The 18,733-nt window shown below is 37.9% G+C and carries 16 protein-coding genes and 1 pseudogene; 4 read left to right on the forward strand and 13 right to left on the reverse strand.

Annotated elements, in window-relative coordinates; translation table 11 throughout:
* Positions 1-31: 31 nt before the first annotated feature.
* The 9 genes from recO to rpoZ form a co-directional block, all read right to left on the reverse strand.
* The gene (recO, locus tag ACFIMW_RS00485) at positions 32-763 is read right to left on the reverse strand and encodes a DNA repair protein RecO (protein WP_375607717.1); all 732 of its coding nucleotides are present in this window, start codon (positions 761-763) and stop codon (positions 32-34) included.
* A gap of 25 nt (positions 764-788) precedes the next feature.
* Positions 789-1,694 (reverse strand): GTPase Era, encoded by a 906-nt coding sequence (gene era, locus ACFIMW_RS00490; protein WP_375607718.1) that lies wholly within the window; start codon positions 1,692-1,694, stop codon positions 789-791.
* On the reverse strand, positions 1,687-2,394 hold the full coding sequence (rnc, locus tag ACFIMW_RS00495) for a ribonuclease III (RefSeq protein WP_375607719.1): 708 nt from the start codon (positions 2,392-2,394) through the stop codon (positions 1,687-1,689). Before rnc ends, era begins: the two co-directional genes overlap by 8 nt.
* Positions 2,375-3,187 (reverse strand): signal peptidase I, encoded by an 813-nt coding sequence (lepB, locus tag ACFIMW_RS00500; RefSeq protein WP_375607720.1) that lies wholly within the window; start codon positions 3,185-3,187, stop codon positions 2,375-2,377. The genes rnc and lepB overlap by 20 nt, the downstream gene beginning before the upstream one ends.
* A 78-nt stretch (positions 3,188-3,265) precedes the next feature.
* Positions 3,266-3,667, reverse strand: a complete 402-nt coding sequence (gene acpS, locus ACFIMW_RS00505; RefSeq protein ID WP_375607722.1) for a holo-ACP synthase — start codon at positions 3,665-3,667, stop codon at positions 3,266-3,268.
* A gap of 37 nt (positions 3,668-3,704) precedes the next feature.
* Complete coding sequence (locus ACFIMW_RS00510) at positions 3,705-4,277, reverse strand: DUF2062 domain-containing protein (protein WP_375607723.1); 573 nt, start codon at positions 4,275-4,277, stop codon at positions 3,705-3,707.
* 93 nt (positions 4,278-4,370) lie between these two features.
* A complete protein-coding gene (gene pyrE / locus ACFIMW_RS00515) occupies positions 4,371-4,949 on the reverse strand; it encodes an orotate phosphoribosyltransferase (RefSeq protein ID WP_375607834.1) in 579 nt (192 codons plus the stop codon).
* Between the two features lie 16 nt (positions 4,950-4,965).
* Positions 4,966-7,191, reverse strand: a complete 2,226-nt coding sequence (locus ACFIMW_RS00520) for a RelA/SpoT family protein (RefSeq protein WP_375607724.1) — start codon at positions 7,189-7,191, stop codon at positions 4,966-4,968.
* Positions 7,192-7,321: 130 nt separating this feature from the next.
* Complete coding sequence (rpoZ, locus tag ACFIMW_RS00525) at positions 7,322-7,720, reverse strand: DNA-directed RNA polymerase subunit omega (protein WP_375607725.1); 399 nt, start codon at positions 7,718-7,720, stop codon at positions 7,322-7,324.
* A 573-nt stretch (positions 7,721-8,293) separates the two neighbouring features.
* Between rpoZ and ACFIMW_RS00530 the strand changes: the two genes are divergently transcribed.
* Positions 8,294-8,962 (forward strand): uracil-DNA glycosylase, encoded by a 669-nt coding sequence (locus tag ACFIMW_RS00530; RefSeq protein ID WP_375606474.1) that lies wholly within the window; start codon positions 8,294-8,296, stop codon positions 8,960-8,962.
* A 48-nt stretch (positions 8,963-9,010) separates the two neighbouring features.
* Here ACFIMW_RS00530 and smpB read toward each other — a convergent pair whose 3' ends face one another.
* Positions 9,011-9,487, reverse strand: coding sequence for an SsrA-binding protein SmpB (smpB, locus tag ACFIMW_RS00535; protein ID WP_012231306.1), 477 nt, complete (start codon positions 9,485-9,487; stop codon positions 9,011-9,013).
* Between the two features lie 18 nt (positions 9,488-9,505).
* Positions 9,506-10,390 (reverse strand): 4-hydroxy-tetrahydrodipicolinate synthase, encoded by an 885-nt coding sequence (gene dapA, locus ACFIMW_RS00540; protein ID WP_375607726.1) that lies wholly within the window; start codon positions 10,388-10,390, stop codon positions 9,506-9,508.
* A 250-nt stretch (positions 10,391-10,640) separates the two neighbouring features.
* On the opposite strand from dapA, the gene ACFIMW_RS00545 reads away from it, so the two are divergent.
* Entirely contained in the window at positions 10,641-12,728 is a 2,088-nt protein-coding gene (locus ACFIMW_RS00545) for a lytic transglycosylase domain-containing protein (protein ID WP_375607727.1), read from the forward strand.
* Positions 12,729-13,501: 773 nt separating this feature from the next.
* On the opposite strand, the pseudogene ACFIMW_RS00550 reads toward ACFIMW_RS00545, so the two are convergent.
* Both ACFIMW_RS00550 and ACFIMW_RS00555 read right to left on the reverse strand, forming a co-directional pair.
* Positions 13,502-13,714, reverse strand: a pseudogene (locus ACFIMW_RS00550) (integrase); the annotation flags it as partial.
* A gap of 488 nt (positions 13,715-14,202) precedes the next feature.
* Positions 14,203-14,988 carry an energy transducer TonB gene (locus tag ACFIMW_RS00555; protein ID WP_375607728.1) on the reverse strand — a complete coding sequence of 262 codons (786 nt, stop codon included), beginning with the start codon at positions 14,986-14,988 and terminating at the stop codon, positions 14,203-14,205.
* Between the two features lie 250 nt (positions 14,989-15,238).
* Between ACFIMW_RS00555 and ACFIMW_RS00560 the strand changes: the two genes are divergently transcribed.
* Together ACFIMW_RS00560 and ACFIMW_RS00565 are read left to right on the forward strand one after the other, a co-directional pair.
* Positions 15,239-17,416, forward strand: a complete 2,178-nt coding sequence (locus ACFIMW_RS00560) for a TonB-dependent hemoglobin/transferrin/lactoferrin family receptor (protein ID WP_375607729.1) — start codon at positions 15,239-15,241, stop codon at positions 17,414-17,416.
* 266 nt (positions 17,417-17,682) lie between these two features.
* A complete protein-coding gene (locus ACFIMW_RS00565; protein WP_375607730.1) occupies positions 17,683-18,726 on the forward strand; it encodes a hemin-degrading factor in 1,044 nt (347 codons plus the stop codon).
* Positions 18,727-18,733 lie beyond the last annotated feature (7 nt).

Consider the following 18,733-nt stretch of genomic DNA (forward strand, 5'->3'; position numbering starts at 1 on the left):
TTCAATTATTATCAGATCAACAAATTAACGCTTACATACCAAATCGGCGCTTAAACAATTGTATCAAATTCATGCGTACTGATGGCTGCTTTATATCTCGTGGCTCCCAAACATGACGCATAAGAAAAAATCCAGTTAGTATAAAACCATTGATTATGTCACTAAAATCAGCAGGACGGGTTGCTCTTTTCACAAGAAACTGTGGGAGAATGAGGAGCTTTTTTTTCCAAGGTTCCCCTGCTTCTTCACAAACAGCCCGTCCAGACTTTGGCGATACATAATAAAGCCTTTCCTGACGACCTGTTGCAGCACAACAAGATAAATCAAGACCAAAACCAAGTTCTTCAAGAAGCCGCATTTCAAAACGTACCAGCAATTCCGCATTGATAAATGGTTCATCAAAGTTCCGCATAAAAATGTGTAAAATATCATATAAAATGGGATGGGGATCACGCTCGGGAAGAAACCGTAAATGAAAAGCTATCAATTGCAAAGCATAAAGCGCTTCTGGTAAACAAATTAATCGAGCTGCATGCAAATCAAGAGCTTCAAGCCGAAAAAGCCCCAAATGTTCTTCTAAACGCGCCCACCATTCAGCCTCAACAAAATTTCCAGGTTGAAGAAGAGCGGCCATACGACGCGAACGTCCCCCTTTTACCACTCCCATATAACGACCACGTTCACGTGTCATAATTTCAAGAATAACACTTTTCTCACCATATTGACGTGTACCAAGAATAACGCCTTGCTCTTTCCACTTCATTTTATTTAAATTATTTTTAAAAATCTTATTTTAAAAAACCCAATCCCATTTCGTGATAACGTTCTGGATCGGCGTCCCAATTGTCACGCACTTTCACAAAAAGAAAAAGATGAACTTTTTGATCCATAATTTCCATGAGTTCCTTACGAGCGGCTTGACCAATCGCTTTAATTGTATCGCCTTTTGCTCCTAAAACAATTTTTTTCTGACTCTCACGCTCGATATAAATAACTTGATTAATTTTAACAGAACCATCTGAACGCTCTTCCCAGCTTTCTGTTTCAACCGTTGAGGAATAAGGAAGTTCATCATGAAGACGAAGAAAAAGTTTTTCCCGCGTAATTTCAGCGGCAAGATGACGCATGGGCATATCTGAAATCTGATCTTCCGGATAATACCATGGCCCCTCCTGCATCATGTTACTCAACGTATGAAGTAAATCCTTGCAGCCAGAACCGTTTAGAGCAGAAATCATAAATGTTTGTGCAAACTTCACACGTTCATTTATTTTAGCAGTTAACGCTAGAAGAGATGATTTAACAACTGTATCAATCTTATTAAGAACAAGAATTTTTTCCTGTTTCATATTTTTTACAATATCTAACATCATATAAACTTCATCCGAAATGCCACTTTGAGCATCAATTAAAACGAGCAAGACATCGGCGCTTTTAGCGCCTCCCCAAGCAGCAGATACCATAGCCCGTTCTAACCGCTTGTTGGGACGAAAAACGCCTGGTGTATCGACCAATACAATTTGCACATCGTCATGAATGATAATACCGCGGATCAAAGTGCGCGTTGTTTGGACCTTATGCGTTACAATTGAAACCTTTGTTCCAACCAATTGATTAACCAATGTCGATTTCCCAGCATTAGGCATCCCAATAAGCACAACAAATCCAGAACGCGTTTTCATAACGTCACTCATGATCATTTTTTCCTACTGTTTTCCAGACACCCTCTCGTCGCAAAATTTTTTCAGCTGCCATTCTTTCAGCATATCTTTTGGAACTGCCCTGCCCAATCTCTGAAGCAAAACCAGCAATATTTACCTCTACCATAAAAACAGGATCGTGATCTGGACCTGAACGTTTTATAACCTGATAATGTGGTTGTGCATTGCCTTGGATATGCGCCCATTCCTGTAATTCTGTCTTGGCATCACGTCGACCAGCATCCATTTTCTTTGCCCGACTTTGCCAATATTTTTGAATAAAAGGGCGAACGCTTTCCAATCCTCCATCGAGATATATCACAGCAATTAAAGCTTCCACGACATCTGCATGCATATTGATGAGTCGACGCCCTTCGAAATTTTTCATCTCAAAACCAACGTGGATCATGTCAGAAAGCTTCATTTCGCGTGCAATATCAGCACATGTCTGTGCATTGACCAAATGATTCAAACGGACTGATAATTCACCTTCACTTGCCTGAGGAAAAAGTTGATACAGCATTTCTGCAATCAAAAGCCCTAAAACCCGATCCCCTAGGAATTCTAGCCGTTCATAATTCTCCTGTTCCGAATCTTGTACACTCGAGTGTGTTAATGCCTTCTTTAATCTCTCTTCATCTTTAAAATGATGTCCCGTCAGCTTGACAAGCCGATCAATCATTAGACGTTTCATCGTTGTTTCCTTGCTTGATAAGCGGCAAATCATGAACCGTATTTATGAAAGAAAACAAACGCTTCCAACGCACATCAAATGGCCAACGCCAAATCTGCCAACCACTTGAACCATTACTGATAGAAAAGAAAATCACGCTCGCGCGACCAATAAGATTTTCTTCTGGAACATAGCCTACATCCAAACGACTATCATCTGAATTGTCGCGGTTATCTCCCATCATAAAATAATGTCCTTGAGGAACTTCAAAGACTTCTGTATCGTCAACTTTTGGGATGAAAGCTAAATCAAGTGTATCATAGCTAACACCATTAGGCATTGTCTCGCGATAAACCTTAACAGGATAGTTCACTTCTGTTATATCAGAATTATCAATCTCTCCCATAAAGTGACGCGAAACAGCCTCATCATTAATATAAAGAACACTTTGACGAACTTGTATACGATCACCTGGTAGCCCAACAACGCGCTTTATATAATCAATCTTCGGATTACTTGGTAAGCGAAAAACGACAACATCTCCACGTTGAGGTTGAGATGCCCAAATACGTCCGGAAAAAAGAGGAGGAGAAAAGGGGAGGGAAAAACGAGAATACCCATATGCATACTTAGAAACAAACAGATAATCCCCCACAAGCAAAGTAGGACGCATTGAACCGGAAGGAATACTAAAAGGCTGAAAAAAAATTGCTCGAATAAACGCTGCTAAAAGCAAAGCCTGTATTAAAACAGAGATAAATTCAAGAATTCCACCTTTTTTTTCTTTTTTATGCACTTTCTCTTTTTGGATCATCACCAACTGCCTTCTCATCTCAGATATAACTTTTTTATCATAATATTCAAATAACAAAAGCACAATCTCTCACGCTATCTATCCACGTGGAAGTGCTTCGATAATAACAAACGCCTGCGCCCAAGGAAAATCATCTGTTATGCTAAGATGAATAACTGCATCATGATGAGGAGGTAATAACTTTTGAAGTTGCACTTGCGCACAATTTGTTAATTGCATTGTTGGTTTTCCAGACGGCAAATTAACTACCCCCATGTCTTTCCAATTGATACCATAAGCGATTCCCGTTCCTAAGGCTTTAGCACATGCTTCTTTCGCAGCAAATCTTTTTGCATAAGAAGAAGAACTTTTTTTAAGATTTTCGGATCTAGTCCTTTCAATATCCGTAAAAATACGTTGGATAAAACGCTCACCATAACGAACCAACATCCTCTCAATACGTCGTATATCAATAAGATCATTTCCAAGACCAACAATCATAAGATATTACCCGATCTGTCCTACGATGAATGCTCCTTTAAACGCGCTTTTTTATAATCTTCTGATATCGCTTTTGTTTAAAACGAATCGTTGCTCTGTAAACACCTATATAAGATAAACCACCCAAAACAATACCTAAAAGAGTTCCCCCTAAAATCATAGGACTCATAATTGTGTCCCATGCGCCTTTAAAAAGGAGAGAGAGATTTGATAATGTCAAACTATTAAACAGAGCACGTATTTGCGAAAGAGAAATCTCTTTGACATCGCTAAAAAGTGATAAACAAAAATACCCTACTTTATAATCAGCCATGACAATCAATAAAAATGTGAGTGGATTAGAAAAAATCGTCCCAATGATTGCGGCAGCAAAGTTTGCACGCAAAAGCCAAGAAAAAAATATTGCCAAAATAATATGCAGCCCAAAGAAAGGGGAACACGCTAAAAAAACGCCAACAGCAACCCCTAATGCAACTTCATGCGGTGTTGCTGATATACGCAAAATACGTTTATGTATGTAGCATAATGAGCGAGAAAATGAACGACGCGGCCATAACCAAAGTCGAATACGCGTCACAAAATCTATTGGTTCTCGACGACGAAAAAGCATATGACTCTCAATATACATCTTTTGATGATAAAATAATTTATATCATCCAAATTAATCTTTTTAATCTTTTGCACAAAAAAAATAGCAAGACAATTAAATATTTCGACTGCCTGGTTTAATTGCTGGAAGAACAGAAAGGGCTGCAGGAAGTTTATCACTAGCATAAGAGGCAATCTCGTATTTAGCAAGCGCAATCAATGGAACTCCAACATTGACCTTCCCGCCAGAACGATCAAGAATACATGCACTTGCCAGTACCTCTGCTCCTACTGTAACGAGCGCTTCAACAGTCTCACGAATGGAAAGACCCGTTGTCACAATATCTTCGACGATAACAACCCGTGCGCCCTTCTTGATTTCAAAACGACGCAATTCAAAGACGCCATTTACACGCTCTACCCAAAGAGAAGGAACTCCAAGGTGACGTGAAGTCTCATACGAAGGAATAAGGCCGCCAATTGCAGGACCAACCACATAATCAATTTTTCCCTCGATAGAATTTTTGATTTTTTCAGCCAATCCACGACATAACTTTTCCGTCAAATTAGCATGCATGAATACTTTCGCCTTTTGCATATAAGTCGCACTATGGCGCCCCGATGTTAAAATAAAATGCCCCTCTAGAATAGCATCTGCTTGTTTAAAAATATCAATGACATCTTGTGTATTCATTGCAAAATCTTTCTTTTTATCCATGAACCCGCCGTACTGTACTTACTGAACCTGCCTTTTTTAACTGAGAAAAAATACGATTCAAATGTTTTAAATCCCAAACTTCCAAATCAATCATAATTTCCGTAAAATCTGGTGCTATACGGATACAAGATAAATTCTGGATATTGGCATCGTTAGCAGAAATTATTTGCGTAATTTCAGCCAAAGAACCAGGACTATTTACAACCAAAATATTCATCCGTGCAGGGAAACGTTCATTCATTTGGGCATCAATATCCCAGCGGACATCAATCCACCGTTCTGGCTGATCATCATATGCCATCAAAGCCGAAGACTGTATCGGATAAATAATGATCCCAGCCCCTGGCTGCATAATACCAACAATCCGATCTCCAGGCACTGCTCCTTCAGGTGAAAAGCGTACGGGTATATCTCCACGGGTTCCCCGAATAGGTAATGCTTTAGATTGATGATTCTCAATCATTTCATCCTTTTCATTTTCTGGGACTTTAAAAATCATCCCTTGAGCATTTTCAATATTAAACCACCCCTCTTCCCCAGGCTTAAAAGAGGACTTTTGTACTACACGGTGATCTTGATAATCAGGATAAACCGCTTTAATCACATCAGCGGAAAACAGCTCACCACGCCCCACAGCAGCCAATACATCCTCGACATCTTTACGTGCTAAACGTGATAAAACTTTCTTCAAAACGTCTTTTGAAAATTTTTTTCCCATATATTCAAATGAACGCTCAAGAATACGATATCCTAGACCCGAATATTGCTTACGTACCGCTGCACGACTTGCTCGTCGAATAGCTGAACGTGCTTTACCTGTAACAACAAGGAATTCCCATGCAGCTGGTGGAATTTGAGCATGTGAGCGAATAATATCAACCTCATCACCATTTTTTAATTTGGTCATTAAAGGCATAATACGACCATTGATTTTCACGCCCACACAAGAATCACCAATATCTGTATGGACAGCATAAGCAAAATCAATAGGCGTAGCTCCCTTAGGAAAAGCAATTAATCGACCTTTTGGCGTAAAACAAAAAACTTGATCTTGAAAAAGTTCCAGTTTTGTATGTTCTAAAAACTCTTCCGGATTATCTCCATCAGACAAAGATTGTATCGTTTGACGCAACCATGCATAGGCATTCGTTTCGCTTGACAACTTTGAAGTCGAATAATTAGAACCATGCTCTTTATATATGGAATGAGCAGCAACCCCATATTCAGCAACTTCATCCATAGCAGCCGTTCTAATTTGCAATTCAACGCGTTGTCTCGAAGGCCCCACAATTGTTGTATGAATAGAACGATAATCATTTTGTTTTGGTATAGAGATATAATCTTTAAAACGACCAGGAACCATCGGCCATGTCGTGTGAATGACACCAAGAGCACGATAACAATCATTGACTGTTTCAACAATTACACGAAATCCAAAAATATCTGATAACTGTTCAAAAGAGAGTGCTTTACTTTCCATTTTGCGAAAAACTGAATAAGATTTTTTCTGACGGCTTTTAACATCTGCTTTAATACCATTTTCCAAAAAAAGTTTTGTCAATTCATTTTCAATTGTGGAAAGCAAATCACGATTGTGTTTCAATAACTCAGAAAGTCGATGGGTAATCGTACGGTGACCTTCTGGATTTAAATAAAAGAAAGAAAGATCCTCTAATTCCTCGCGCATATCTTGCATACCCATACGGCCCGCAAGTGGCGCATAAATATCCATCGTCTCTTCAGCAATTCGTCGACGCTTATCATCACGCATAACACCAAGGGTACGCATATTATGAAGACGGTCAGCAAGTTTGACTAAAAGAACACGAACATCATCAGAAATAGCAATAAGAAGTTTACGAAGATTTTCTGCCTGTACAGCTTTCTTTGATACAAGATCAAGCTTATTAAGCTTCGTAAGCCCTTCAACCAACTTCCCAATTTCAGAACCAAAAAGCTGATCAATTTCTGCTCGTGTAGCGCTTGTATCTTCAATTGTATCGTGCAAAAGAGCAACAGCAATCGTTGCCTCATCCAACCGCATATCCGTTAAAATAGCAGCAACTTCCAAAGGATGAGAAAAATAAAGATCACCTGAAGCACGCTTTTGATGTGCATGCTTTCTCATTGCATAATCATAGGCTCTGTTTAAAAGAGCTTCATCTACGTCAGACTTGTAACGTTTAACACGCCCAACAAGCTCACACTGACGCATCATACGAGCATATCCTTTATCTTTTCATACCCCGAATCCTTATTGAACATGAATATCTTATCAATAAAGACAAGAAAAATAACTACTCTTAAATGATAAGGTCTATTTATTCCTGTAATATAAATTACCGCAATTAATAATCGTCACTTTTTTCTGGAACAACCAAACCTTCAATACCCGCTAAAAGCTCTTCTTCTGACATATGATCAAATGAAGTGCCTTCTTCTTGCGATGATATATTAAAAACACTTTCGGCTTCACTTGAATGGGTAATAAATTCATTTGCCATTTCTGGTTCATCTACTTCCACATGCTTTTGCAGAGAATGAATAAGATCTTCTTTTAAATCAGCAGGCGACAACGTTTCTTCTGCTATTTCACGCAAAGCAACAACAGGATTTTTATCATTATCACGATCAACCGTAATCTGCGCCCCTTGTGAAATCTGACGCGCCCGATGACCTGCTAAAAGTACCAATTCAAAGCGGTTATCAACTTTATCAATACAATCTTCTACTGTTACGCGGGCCATTTATGCCTCTTTCTTAAAGATTAAAAAACTTCATAGTGGGTATAGAGTATATACAATAATCAAAATAAAACACAAGGAAAACAACACAGACTTTCATATTTTTTGCTTAAAGAACTTACTTTAAGTAAATTCTTGGAAACTTTATACAAAATATATAGCGTATTCATACCCGATACCAAAACTGCTCTAAAAAGTATTCCAATAGATTAGAGCCAAACAAAAGAAGGGGTTTCTTGACAAAATACCTCTCTAGAATCCTTACCCTTTTAAAAAGAATACCAACTCTTAAAAATCCTTCGCAATAACAACAGTTTTATGCACACTTTTTATAATAATAGATTTATTAAAGACAAAATTTTTTCTTTGAATATCATATGGATTATACTCTTATTCATTGAATAAATTACTGAAAATATTGCCTCTTTTTACATAATAATGAGCAATAAGTTTATATTAAACTTTCTTCTAAAAAAGTTTATTTATATTCATTATAGATTGTTTATCAAACCATAACCCGTCATATACGCTATAAAAGACTCAAAAAAAATAGAAAAACGATTGATGCCTAACACCATGAATAGCCAATTAACATCGCTTTGCCCAGAACCACCCCCAAATTGCAATTTATGTCCTAGGCTTCATCAATTTATCGCTGGCTGGCGTGTAAAAGAACCAAGTTGGTATAATGCACCGGTGCGCCCATTCTTTCCTTATAAAGGGCCAGACACAACACGCCTTCTTATTGTTGGGCTTGCCCCTGGATTACGCGGCGCAAATCGAACTGGACGTCCATTTACTGGTGATTATGCTGGGCACTTACTTTATTCAACTTTAAAAAAGTTTGGTTTTGCCCAAGGAACCTTTGAAGAAAGAGCAGACGATACTCTTGAACTGATTGATGCAGCAATTGTTAACTCTGTTCGTTGTGTTCCACCAGAAAATAAACCCACCGGTGCAGAAATTAACACGTGCCGCTATTTCTTCTCACCTCTTTTAACAAATCTTCCCAAACTTAAAGCTGTTATTACTTTAGGCACCATTGCGCACCATTCAACAATACGTGCCCTTAATGCAAAAGTTTTAGCTCACCCTTTTGGACATGGCGAAATCAATAATATCGGTAGATTACGCATCTTTTCAAGCTATCACTGTTCTCGTTATAATACGAATACTGGCCGCTTAACAGACGCTATGTTTCACCAAATTTTTCAAGCAGTAAAAACATACTTAGATCAATGCTAAAACTGTTTTAGAAACATTCTCAATACAGGATATCCAAATCCTACCTCATCATCCATATCTTTTTAAAAGTCTTGCTTTTTCACGTCCCCAATCGCGTTTTTTTTCCGTTTCGCGCTTATCATGAAGCTTTTTCCCTCGCGCTAGAGCGATCTCCAACTTAACGCGCCCTCGTTCATTAAAATAAAGTTTGAGAGGAACAAGTGTCATTCCTTCACGAGACGTTGCATTAAAAAAACGTGCCATCTCACGTTTTGAAAGTAATAATTTGCGCAAACGTCGTGGTTCATGATTAAAACGATTAGCCTGCGTATATTCAGGAATATAGCTGTTTACTAACCATAATTCCCCATTCTCAAAACTCGCATAGCTTTCAGCAATATTGGCATGATTGGAACGTAAGGACTTCACTTCCGCTCCCTGAAGGACAAGACCAGCCTCGAGATTATTAAGGATTTCAAAATTAAAACGTGCTTTACGATTGTCAGCAATTATTTTCCGTACGGGCGCGTTCTTTTTTTTATTCATGACTTTTTCAATATCATTTTATGCTTTTAAAAGACCAGCATGGCTGAGGGCTACATCAATAACCTTCTTTGTGCTCTCTGTTAATGGAACAATCGGAGAACGTACAGTCTCACCACAAAGCCCCAATTTTGTAGCAGCATATTTAATCCCTGCTGGGCTAGGTTCAATAAACACAGCACGATTGAGAGGCATGAGGCGATCATTTAATTCTCGTGCTGTTTTATAATCACCACGAAAACACGCAGCTTGAAGCTCTGCACAAAGCTTTGGAGCAACATTCGAGGAAACCGAAATACACCCCATACCTCCATGTGCATTAAATCCTAACGCTGTACAATCATCACCGGAAAGCTGCATAAAATCCTTGCCACACTTTTCACGTTGCTCACTAACGCGCTCAATTCTGCTCGTCGCATCCTTAACACCAACGATATTTTTAAAATCTTGATAAAGATCTCTCATCGTTTCCACGGCCATATCGATAATAGAACGACCAGGGATATTATAAATTATAATCGGAATAGAAACAGCTTTGGCAATAGAAGAAAAATGCTTGTATAAACCAAATTGATTTGGTTTGTTGTAATAAGGAGTGACAACCAAAACTGCATCTGCACCAGCCTTTTCTGCATATTGTGCAAGCTCTATAGCCTCACTTGTGCTATTTGATCCCGCTCCCGCAATAACAGGAACACGCTTTGCGACCTGCTTGACACACAATTCTATAATTCGCCTATGTTCTTCATGACTTAAAGTTGCTGATTCACCTGTTGTCCCAACAGGGCTTACACCATTAATCCCTTGTGTAATCTGCCATTCAACAAAATCACAAAATGCCTTCTCATCAATTGCGCCCTTGTTATCAAACGGGGTGATAAGCGCAGTTACAGCTCCCTTGAGCATAATAAACTCCCTATAATATTCGCTTTTATTTTTTTAATAATCGCCTTTACAAATTTTAAACAGAGCATAATCTTGCTCTATCATTGAAGCAAGATGAATTTCAAAAAAAGCCTCTACAAGATGGACATGTCCCTCCTTAAATTTTGAACATTTCTTTAAAATAAGCTGTCTGTATTAACGCGTTTTTCATGCTTGTGTTCTATAAACCCTTAAGTTTTTACAAAAAGCAAGATCTCAAGGTCTTTTCTCTATGCGTGTATTTTCTACCTCTCTTTTCGTATCAACCTTTACTGCGATTATACTGGCAATAAAAATTTTATTTTCAAGTGCACATGCACAAACACCCCTTTTACATGGGAAAATACCAATCCCTTCGACACGTCCTACCCCCATTGCCATAAAACAAAAAGCTCAAGAACCTCTTCAACAGAGACACACGACATCGTACAATACCGTGACACTCAAACAACTAAAAGCTGGATTAGATGCCCTTGCAAATAACAATATTGCAAAAACAATAAATCTTCGTAATTCAATGGAAAAACATAGCCTTGATCGTTATATTTTGACATGGGCGCTAGGACTATCAAAGCAAAATAATATACCAAGCTCTGAAATATCTAATGCAATTAACATGCTAAAAGGATGGCCTGGTATAGAAACGATGCAACGCAATGCTGAACGTGCTTTTCTTAACGAAACCAATATCACACACGCCATTATCCAAAAATTTTCTCATCATCCCCCCCTTACAGCACAAGGCATGGCTCTCTTTGCTAAAGCACTCATTGCAACAGGACAAATCACCCGTGCTCAACACATTATTGCACCATGGTGGCATAAAACACGGCTTAATGCACAAGAAGAAGTATTTGTTCTTAAAAATGCAAGTGCTGCCTTAAAACCTATTGATCATTTAAAACGCATGCAGTTTATGTTGTATGCACATCGTTTTGATTCAGCGGCACGCGTTGCAAAATTAGCCCATGCTCAATCTCTTTTTGATGCTTTTGTAGCGGTTGAAAAAAATGATCCTAGCGCAACACAAAAATTAAAAGCTTTAGAAAGAGTATGGAAAAAAGATCCTCTCTTCCAGTTTGCTCGAATGCGCCATCTGCGGCGAACAGAACAATATGATGCAGCCGCAACACTCATGATGAAAACATCACAAGATGCATTCCATCTTATGAACCCTCAATCATTGTGGAAAGAGCAACGCGCCCTTTCTCGTGAAATGCTTGATTTAAACAAACCCCAAATAGCTTATCAACTCGTTGCAAGGCACACTGGTATGACATCTGCATTAGCCGTCGATGCTGAATTTCACGCAGGATGGTATGCACTACGGTTTCTTCATAACCCTAAGTTGGCAATGCAACATTTTTCACGCATTCCTCAACTCTCCTCTTTACCTTTTGCTGCATCACGTGGATATTACTGGATGGGACGAACAGCAGAAACGCTAGGAGAACATAAAAATGCCCAGCTGTACTTTCATCGCGCCGCTCATTTTGGCGCAACGTATTATGGTCAATTAGCCGCTGCGCGACTCAACCAAAAAAAAATTAATATCTCTCTTCCTAAACCAACAATCGCTGAGCGACAACATTTTAGTGCACGAAAAGCGATCAAAGCAATTCAACGTCTTGAAGAAGCTGGATATGCTGAGTTTGCTAAAGTTTTTTATAGAGAACTCGGAAAAAAAATAGAAAGCCCCGGTGAATTAGCTCTTCTGGCTGTTATGGCAGAAAAAAATGGTGACTATTATACCAGCCTCAGAATCGGAAAAATGGCTGCTTTCCTAGGAAAAAATGTTGGAGCACTCTCTCATCCTCTGGGAGCTATACCAGACTCTGCTCATATTTCTGTAGAAGAAAAATCGCTTATCTATGCCATTGCACACAAAGAAAGCGAATTTAATCCAACAGCCATATCACAAGCAGGTGCACAAGGGATACTCCAATTGCTTCCTACAACTGCAGAAGCACTAGCAAAAAAATACTCAATCGCATGGTCTCCTAAAAGATTTAGCAGTGATGCGCGTTATAATGTGACATTAGGCGCCCATTTTCTCAATGAACAATTGGAACGTTTTAATGGATCCTATATACTAACTCTTATTGGCTATAATGCGGGCCCCCGCCGTGTCAATGAATGGATCAAGCGCTATGGCGATCCTCGAGGACAACCTCTCAATAACGTCATCGATTGGATTGAACGTATCCCTTATACAGAAACACGGAATTACGTGATGTGTGTCATGGAAAATTACGGTGTTTACAAAGCGAGACTCACTGGGAAAATAGATATAAAAACCGACCTACTTTCTGGTCGATAAAAATAATTTGCCTTAACTTTCCAAATAGTATTGCGTTCTTAAGAGGCATTTTTATTCCTCCCTAAAGAGTATCCACCTATAGCCTCACTCTTGACGTGCAAGTAAGTGATTTTAATTGATTCAGTATCAGTAGAGTTGAAATGGAAATCAGTAGAGTTGAAATGGAAAAATTCTAAGCTATTCGAGGCTCGAATTTCAAATACAAAATAATAAATTATTTATTATAAATCATAATGTTGTATAAATCATTTAATCCCTCTCAACACATAAACGATAATATTATAGAGCTTATCAATGTAAAAAGACTAAAACGAATAACGCATCCTTTTATTATTGCTTATTTAATCAACATTCAAATATTTTAAAATGGCATGTTTTGAGGGTGTTTTTTCTGCTTACAATATTTCTATACCCAATAGGGGCGCATTATTGTGTATATCTTCTGGAGCAGAAAAACAGACTCATTGAGCTAGAAAACCTTAAAGGTAAAAATAGCTTCTTGCCCTTCTCCTTACGTTCGGCTTTACGACTTTCGAACATGTCGATAACAAGATCTTTAAAAAAATGAAGATTTAAGTATTGCCTTTCGTTTTTCTCATTTTTACATATGAGCTGCCATCCTTCACACAAAACAGAACATCCTAAAGCCCAAATCGTATGTGTTTCTTATTTATGTTTTTGTTTTAATTTAAAGGTTTCTAAGTCTATTTCATAATGGTATAGTTGAAGAGTCTTTTAATGGGCGAACGCCCTTCACGTAAAACAGAACGTCATTGGGTTACAGTTTCATGCGCTTGTTTTAAAGAAACATCTCTCAAGGCACCCAAGCCTCTTTCACGCTAGCGCTCGTAAATGGTATAATGGTAAATTCATTGAGCACCTCCATCTTTATGCTTATGGAAAAGCAAGCCGGTACTATCACACACTTTGCCAGATCGTGGGTATTGCGACAACATATTGACATTAAGACGATTCATAAGAACCATTTTTAGTCCTTTCGTATACAGTTTTATCCCCATACTCACTCCCACTTGTGATGTGCAAGAAAGTGATATTGATTCAACATACACAGATTTGAAATGAGAGAATCTGATGCAACTCAAGGTTCTAAATTCAATATGGACAACGATAATTATCTTTATAAATCAATGCATTATGCTTTTAAATATCCTATTATAAATGGTATAAAAATCTATTAGATAAGCCCATTACCTTTACTTCATAAAAGCTATAGCCCTCTCATCCCCTAACTCCCAATGTCGTAACAACTCTTTCATTTAGAGTATTCATAAGAGGTATGTTCACTGTTTTTTAAGTTTTTATGCCCATGCTCCCTACTTGTGTCATAAGTTAAACGAATGATTTTGATTGCTTAAATGTCAAAAAGATTTAGAAAAACTATCTTAGCTCTTTCATTTAAATGATAAACAAATCATTATAAATCAATATATTATCCGAATAGCCTCCATAAAAATTAGCTAAATATCAAAGATACTCTGATTGTTTTATTCACTTTTGATGGTGGAGGGGGAGGAAAAGAACCAACGCGTTGAAGTGCTGCCATAGCTAATCGATCAAGTTCTGGATCTCCAGCAGAAGTGACAACACGGCTAGCAAAAATATTCCCCTGCTTATGCACCTTAAATTCTAACTTAACCGTTCCTTTTACCCAACTGGTACGCTGTCCCACAACATAATTTTTTTGCTTTTCTAATTGTGACTGTACCTTTGCTAACCACTCCATTAACAATATATCTTCAAGCGCAGCTGTCCTGCCGCTCTGTCTAGCGGTAGATGAACGCATAGCCTTTGCAGACGGCAGTTTCACAACTGCTTTTGGTACCGGTATCGCTTTTTTTTTTAATATTGTATCTTCTACTTTCTGAGGAAGAGATTCTTCCAGAGATTTTACTGCAAAATCATCTTTTTCTACAGTATGTTGGAGATCTTCCGGTTGACCTTCCTCCACTGTTTCCAATATCTCTGGCTCTTGCTCTACAAGATCTGGCTGCAATCGTTCTGGTTCTGTGCTGACACTTGATAAATCTATATCACGATCTGGATTCGACGAATCTATATCAACATCAAGATATAGAGCCTCTTGGGCAAGAGTTAGCATAACCGTCGACGGGAGCATACCATTATTCACACCAGTATTTCGAAAATAAAACTGTGCTCCCAATGCTATATGCAAAGAAAGAGCGCCAACAAATGCACCAATCCAAAGAATTGATAACTGCCTCATATTTGTAAAGCTCATAGTTTCTTCCGCCGCACTTTCTCTGAAGTGCAATTATTGAGTATTTCATCTCATTAAAACAGGCTATTTTGAAATTGCAACTTTTTTCTTGACTGATTTTATCATGTTTAATATGGTCTCTACTATGATTTTATCTTTTTAAATCATTCCTGCTTGGTTGGCTAATTTATGATAGGGTTAAATCAAGCATTTTTATAGGTAAAACTTTAAACTGAGAGAGGGGATGTTTAAAAAAAGGTTATAATGTGTTATGCGAATAAGACGAGAAAATATCCATAAAAGCTGCATGATTTTAGGTGCGCTGTCAGTCTGTATACCTTCATTTGTTTTTGCACAAAATAGCGAGAAGAATGTTGTAACTGAGCTTAAACCAATCCTTATTAAAGGAAAAAAGATAGAGGATACTTCAAATTCAATAACCATTCTAACTGATCGTAAAACCGATAAAAATATTGATGAAAAACAAATAAGTGATGTTTATGACGTTAATCGTCTTAATCCTTCCGTATCCTATAATTCAGAAAATAACAGTTTTGTTGTTCGTGGCTTAGATGCAAATCGTGTTCTTACGACAATGGATGGTATTTCTCTTCCATGGTTTAATGATATATTCCGTGGTGGAGGTGGAAACACAACTTTTGACTTCAATGCTCTTTCTACGTTTGATACTATTCAAGGATCAGATTCTAGTCTTTATGGTTCTGGCGCCTTAGGGGGAATCATTGCATTGCGTACCCTTAATCCTGAAGACCTTATTGTGGAAGGAAAGAATTGGGGAAGCCTTATAAAAGGTGGTTATCACTCTGTTGATAACAGCTGGCGCATCGATCAAGCTTTTGCTGTACGTAATTACCAGACATTTTTGCTTTTCCAAGGATCATATGTAAATGGTCATGAGCGAAAAAATATGGGAACGGTGGGAGGATATGAAGAACGTACACGTAAAAACCCTTCAAACTTTGATAAAAATAACTTGCTTTTTAAAATTCATCAATATTTGAGTGATAATCACCGGCTTGGTTTTACCGCAGAGCGTTTTGGTCATAAGAGTAACACACATGAATTAAATGCGTCTAAAAGATATGCTCCAGGTTCCGTTTATGAGCGGGATAATAAGCTTCGTGAGCGGTTTTCTCTTTCTTATAATTATAATGGTAATGGTGATGCGGTTCTTGATGCGTTTAATGGGGTACTTTATTGGCAAAGGCAATCAAGTCGTTACGTTATGACTGGCGTTCGTGTTTCAGCCCCCAAAGGAGATTATTTAAGAGATAATTTCTTGCGTAATATCAATTATGGCTTCAATGCTGATGCACTTAAAGAAATGGACTTTGGCACTATAAACCATACGTTAAAGTTTGCAACTAATGTTTCGTCATCTAAATTTCATCACTATTTGTTAGGTAAAGACAATTGTCATGTAAAAGAATACGCTCGAGGATGTCTTTTTGTTCCTGCTAATCGGTCGGATTCACCAGACACCAATGGTTACAATTTAGGTTTTGTTTTTGAAGATGAAATTGGTTCGGTTGATAATCGTTTTCGTGTAACACCAGGAATTCGGTATGATTGGTACAAATATGTTCCTCAAAAAACATCTGCTTATGAAGAAGCACTAATTTCTGATAGATTCCCTCCGGAAAGGGCTGGATCGCGCTTTTCTCCTAAATTGCGCATGGAATGGGATATTCGGAATCAAATAACGCTCTATGCTCAGTGGGCACAAGCTTTTCGTGCACCACGTGTTTCGGAACTTTACGTCTCTTATATCAAACCTTCTGCTTATTATGTGAAAGGAAATCCTGATCTTCAACCAGAGACAAGCAATGGGTATGATGTTGGTCTTCGGTATGGAAATGTAAATTTCGGTGGTTCTTTCAATGCCTTTATCAATCAATATAAGAATTTCATAGATACCGAGGATAGAGGGCCCTCAGAAGAATTTAGGTTTGCGCGTCGGCATTACATGAATCGTTCGCGCGTACAAATTTTTGGTTTTGAAACAAAAGCGCATTTAGTTCTTAAAAATGGTTTTCATAGCAATGTTGCTTTTGCTTACTCCCAAGGAAAAGACCTTGATAAAAATGAATACCTTAACTCAATTCCCCCTTTGAAAGCCGTTATCGGATTAGGATATGCAAAAGAGATTTGGGGAAGCGATATTATCTTTACTTTGGCAGCCAAACGTGACAAAGTCGCTAAGGGGTCTGACTACCAAAAAATTCCAGGGTATCATGTCGTTGATATGACAGGGTGGTGGAAGCCATTCGGTGAAACGGGACCTGTTCTAAGAGCTGGTGTTTATAATCTTTTCAATACAAAATATTGGAATGCGTCGAGTCTTCCTTCTGGTAAAAGTTCAACACCGAAGGATTATTATAGCCAGCCTGGTCGTAACTTTAAGGTGTCGTTCGTACAAAAGTTCTAATCGCTTCTATTAACTATTAGGTCAATAGAAAATCATATCGATAAAAGGATAAATTATTTGTGTTTCTATTTTCAAATATCTTTAAAATTATAAAGGTTTGATAGAGCGATTTTAATTCTTTCTATTTTATCATTTTTTGACTGTTTTGCTATTGGTGATAGAGGCATATTTTGTGATAGATTGAACTCTTTAAGAGTTCAATCTATTGCCTAGGAATTATAAAATTTAAAAGTTAGTTCTTGGGTCAGTAACATAAGGTAAAATCCATGGCACATACAGCTGAAATGATTATTCGTTTGCGTGAAGAAAAAAAAGAAATGCGAAACCGTGATTTTGCGGTTTCTATTGGTATATCTGAAGCGGAACTTCTTGCAGCCTATTGTACAATTGGAAAAGCAAAAAGGCTACAAATTGATGTTGCTACTCTCTTAGAAAATGCTCCTCGGCTTGGAACAGTCATGACATTAACGCGCAATGAACATGCCGTTCACGAAATAACAGGGTGTTTTGAAAAAATTGTTCAAAACCAACATGTTCCTATAACACTTGGTGAAATTGATTTACGTATTTTTGCAAAACAATGGAAGTTCGGTTTTGAGTATGATGTCATTGTTCTTGGAAAACCTACAAAAAGTCTACAATTCTTTGATCATCATGGCGTTGCTATTCTAAAAATCTATTCTAAAGATATGACAAATATGGAAGAATGGAATAAACTTGTTGAAAAGCTCCTTCTTGAAGATCAGTCTCCTGTTCTTAACATTATTCCCGTTTCTCTCCCAGCCCAGTGTGACATAACAGAATTGGATATTGAGAGTTTTCGGGATCGTTGGCGGAAAATGACAGATGTACACCAACTTCATAAAATTATTTCCGAATTTAAGATTAATCGACATCATGCTGTAAAATATGTTGGCAGTGAATTTGCGGATGAATTACAAGTAGAAGCTGTTGAAATGATGCTTAACCAAGTCGCACGACAAGAACTGCCAATTATGTGCTTTGTTGGTAATAAGGGATGTGTTCAAATTTTTAGTGGGACTGTAAAAAATATTAAGCAAATGGGGCCTTGGCTTAATGTTCTTGATCCAAAGTTTGATCTCCATTTACTCACATCTGGGATTGCTAGTGTATGGCATGTTCGCAAGCCTATCAGTGATGGTTATGTCAGTTCACTTGAAGTTTTCGATAAAAATGATGAAATGATTGTTCAGTTCTTTGGCATGCGCAAAGAGGGTCAAAAAGAGCGTGAGGATTGGCGTTCTTTATTGAAGTCTCTTCCTCCATATCAAGAATCAGTTGTCGCTTAGAAAGATA

It is taken from the genome of Bartonella sp. AC329YNZD, from assembly GCF_042196685.1.
In the GTDB taxonomy this organism is placed as follows: domain Bacteria; phylum Pseudomonadota; class Alphaproteobacteria; order Rhizobiales; family Rhizobiaceae; genus Bartonella.

What these genes read in the sequence shown, in the direction of transcription:
- recO (WP_375607717.1), bottom strand. Translation starts at nt 763, where the DNA reads ATGAAGTGGAAAGAGCAAGGCGTTATTCTTGGTACACGTCAATATGGT.
- era (WP_375607718.1), bottom strand. Translation starts at nt 1,694, where the DNA reads ATGAGTGACGTTATGAAAACGCGTTCTGGATTTGTTGTGCTTATTGGG.
- rnc (WP_375607719.1), bottom strand. Translation starts at nt 2,394, where the DNA reads ATGAAACGTCTAATGATTGATCGGCTTGTCAAGCTGACGGGACATCAT.
- lepB (WP_375607720.1), bottom strand. Translation starts at nt 3,187, where the DNA reads ATGATCCAAAAAGAGAAAGTGCATAAAAAAGAAAAAAAAGGTGGAATT.
- acpS (WP_375607722.1), bottom strand. Translation starts at nt 3,667, where the DNA reads ATGATTGTTGGTCTTGGAAATGATCTTATTGATATACGACGTATTGAG.
- ACFIMW_RS00510 (WP_375607723.1), bottom strand. Translation starts at nt 4,277, where the DNA reads ATGCTTTTTCGTCGTCGAGAACCAATAGATTTTGTGACGCGTATTCGA.
- pyrE (WP_375607834.1), bottom strand. Translation starts at nt 4,949, where the DNA reads ATGAATACACAAGATGTCATTGATATTTTTAAACAAGCAGATGCTATT.
- ACFIMW_RS00520 (WP_375607724.1), bottom strand. Translation starts at nt 7,191, where the DNA reads ATGATGCGTCAGTGTGAGCTTGTTGGGCGTGTTAAACGTTACAAGTCT.
- rpoZ (WP_375607725.1), bottom strand. Translation starts at nt 7,720, where the DNA reads ATGGCCCGCGTAACAGTAGAAGATTGTATTGATAAAGTTGATAACCGC.
- ACFIMW_RS00530 (WP_375606474.1), top strand. Translation starts at nt 8,294, where the DNA reads ATGAATAGCCAATTAACATCGCTTTGCCCAGAACCACCCCCAAATTGC.
- smpB (WP_012231306.1), bottom strand. Translation starts at nt 9,487, where the DNA reads ATGAATAAAAAAAAGAACGCGCCCGTACGGAAAATAATTGCTGACAAT.
- dapA (WP_375607726.1), bottom strand. Translation starts at nt 10,390, where the DNA reads ATGCTCAAGGGAGCTGTAACTGCGCTTATCACCCCGTTTGATAACAAG.
- ACFIMW_RS00545 (WP_375607727.1), top strand. Translation starts at nt 10,641, where the DNA reads ATGCGTGTATTTTCTACCTCTCTTTTCGTATCAACCTTTACTGCGATT.
- ACFIMW_RS00555 (WP_375607728.1), bottom strand. Translation starts at nt 14,988, where the DNA reads ATGAGCTTTACAAATATGAGGCAGTTATCAATTCTTTGGATTGGTGCA.
- ACFIMW_RS00560 (WP_375607729.1), top strand. Translation starts at nt 15,239, where the DNA reads ATGCGAATAAGACGAGAAAATATCCATAAAAGCTGCATGATTTTAGGT.
- ACFIMW_RS00565 (WP_375607730.1), top strand. Translation starts at nt 17,683, where the DNA reads ATGGCACATACAGCTGAAATGATTATTCGTTTGCGTGAAGAAAAAAAA.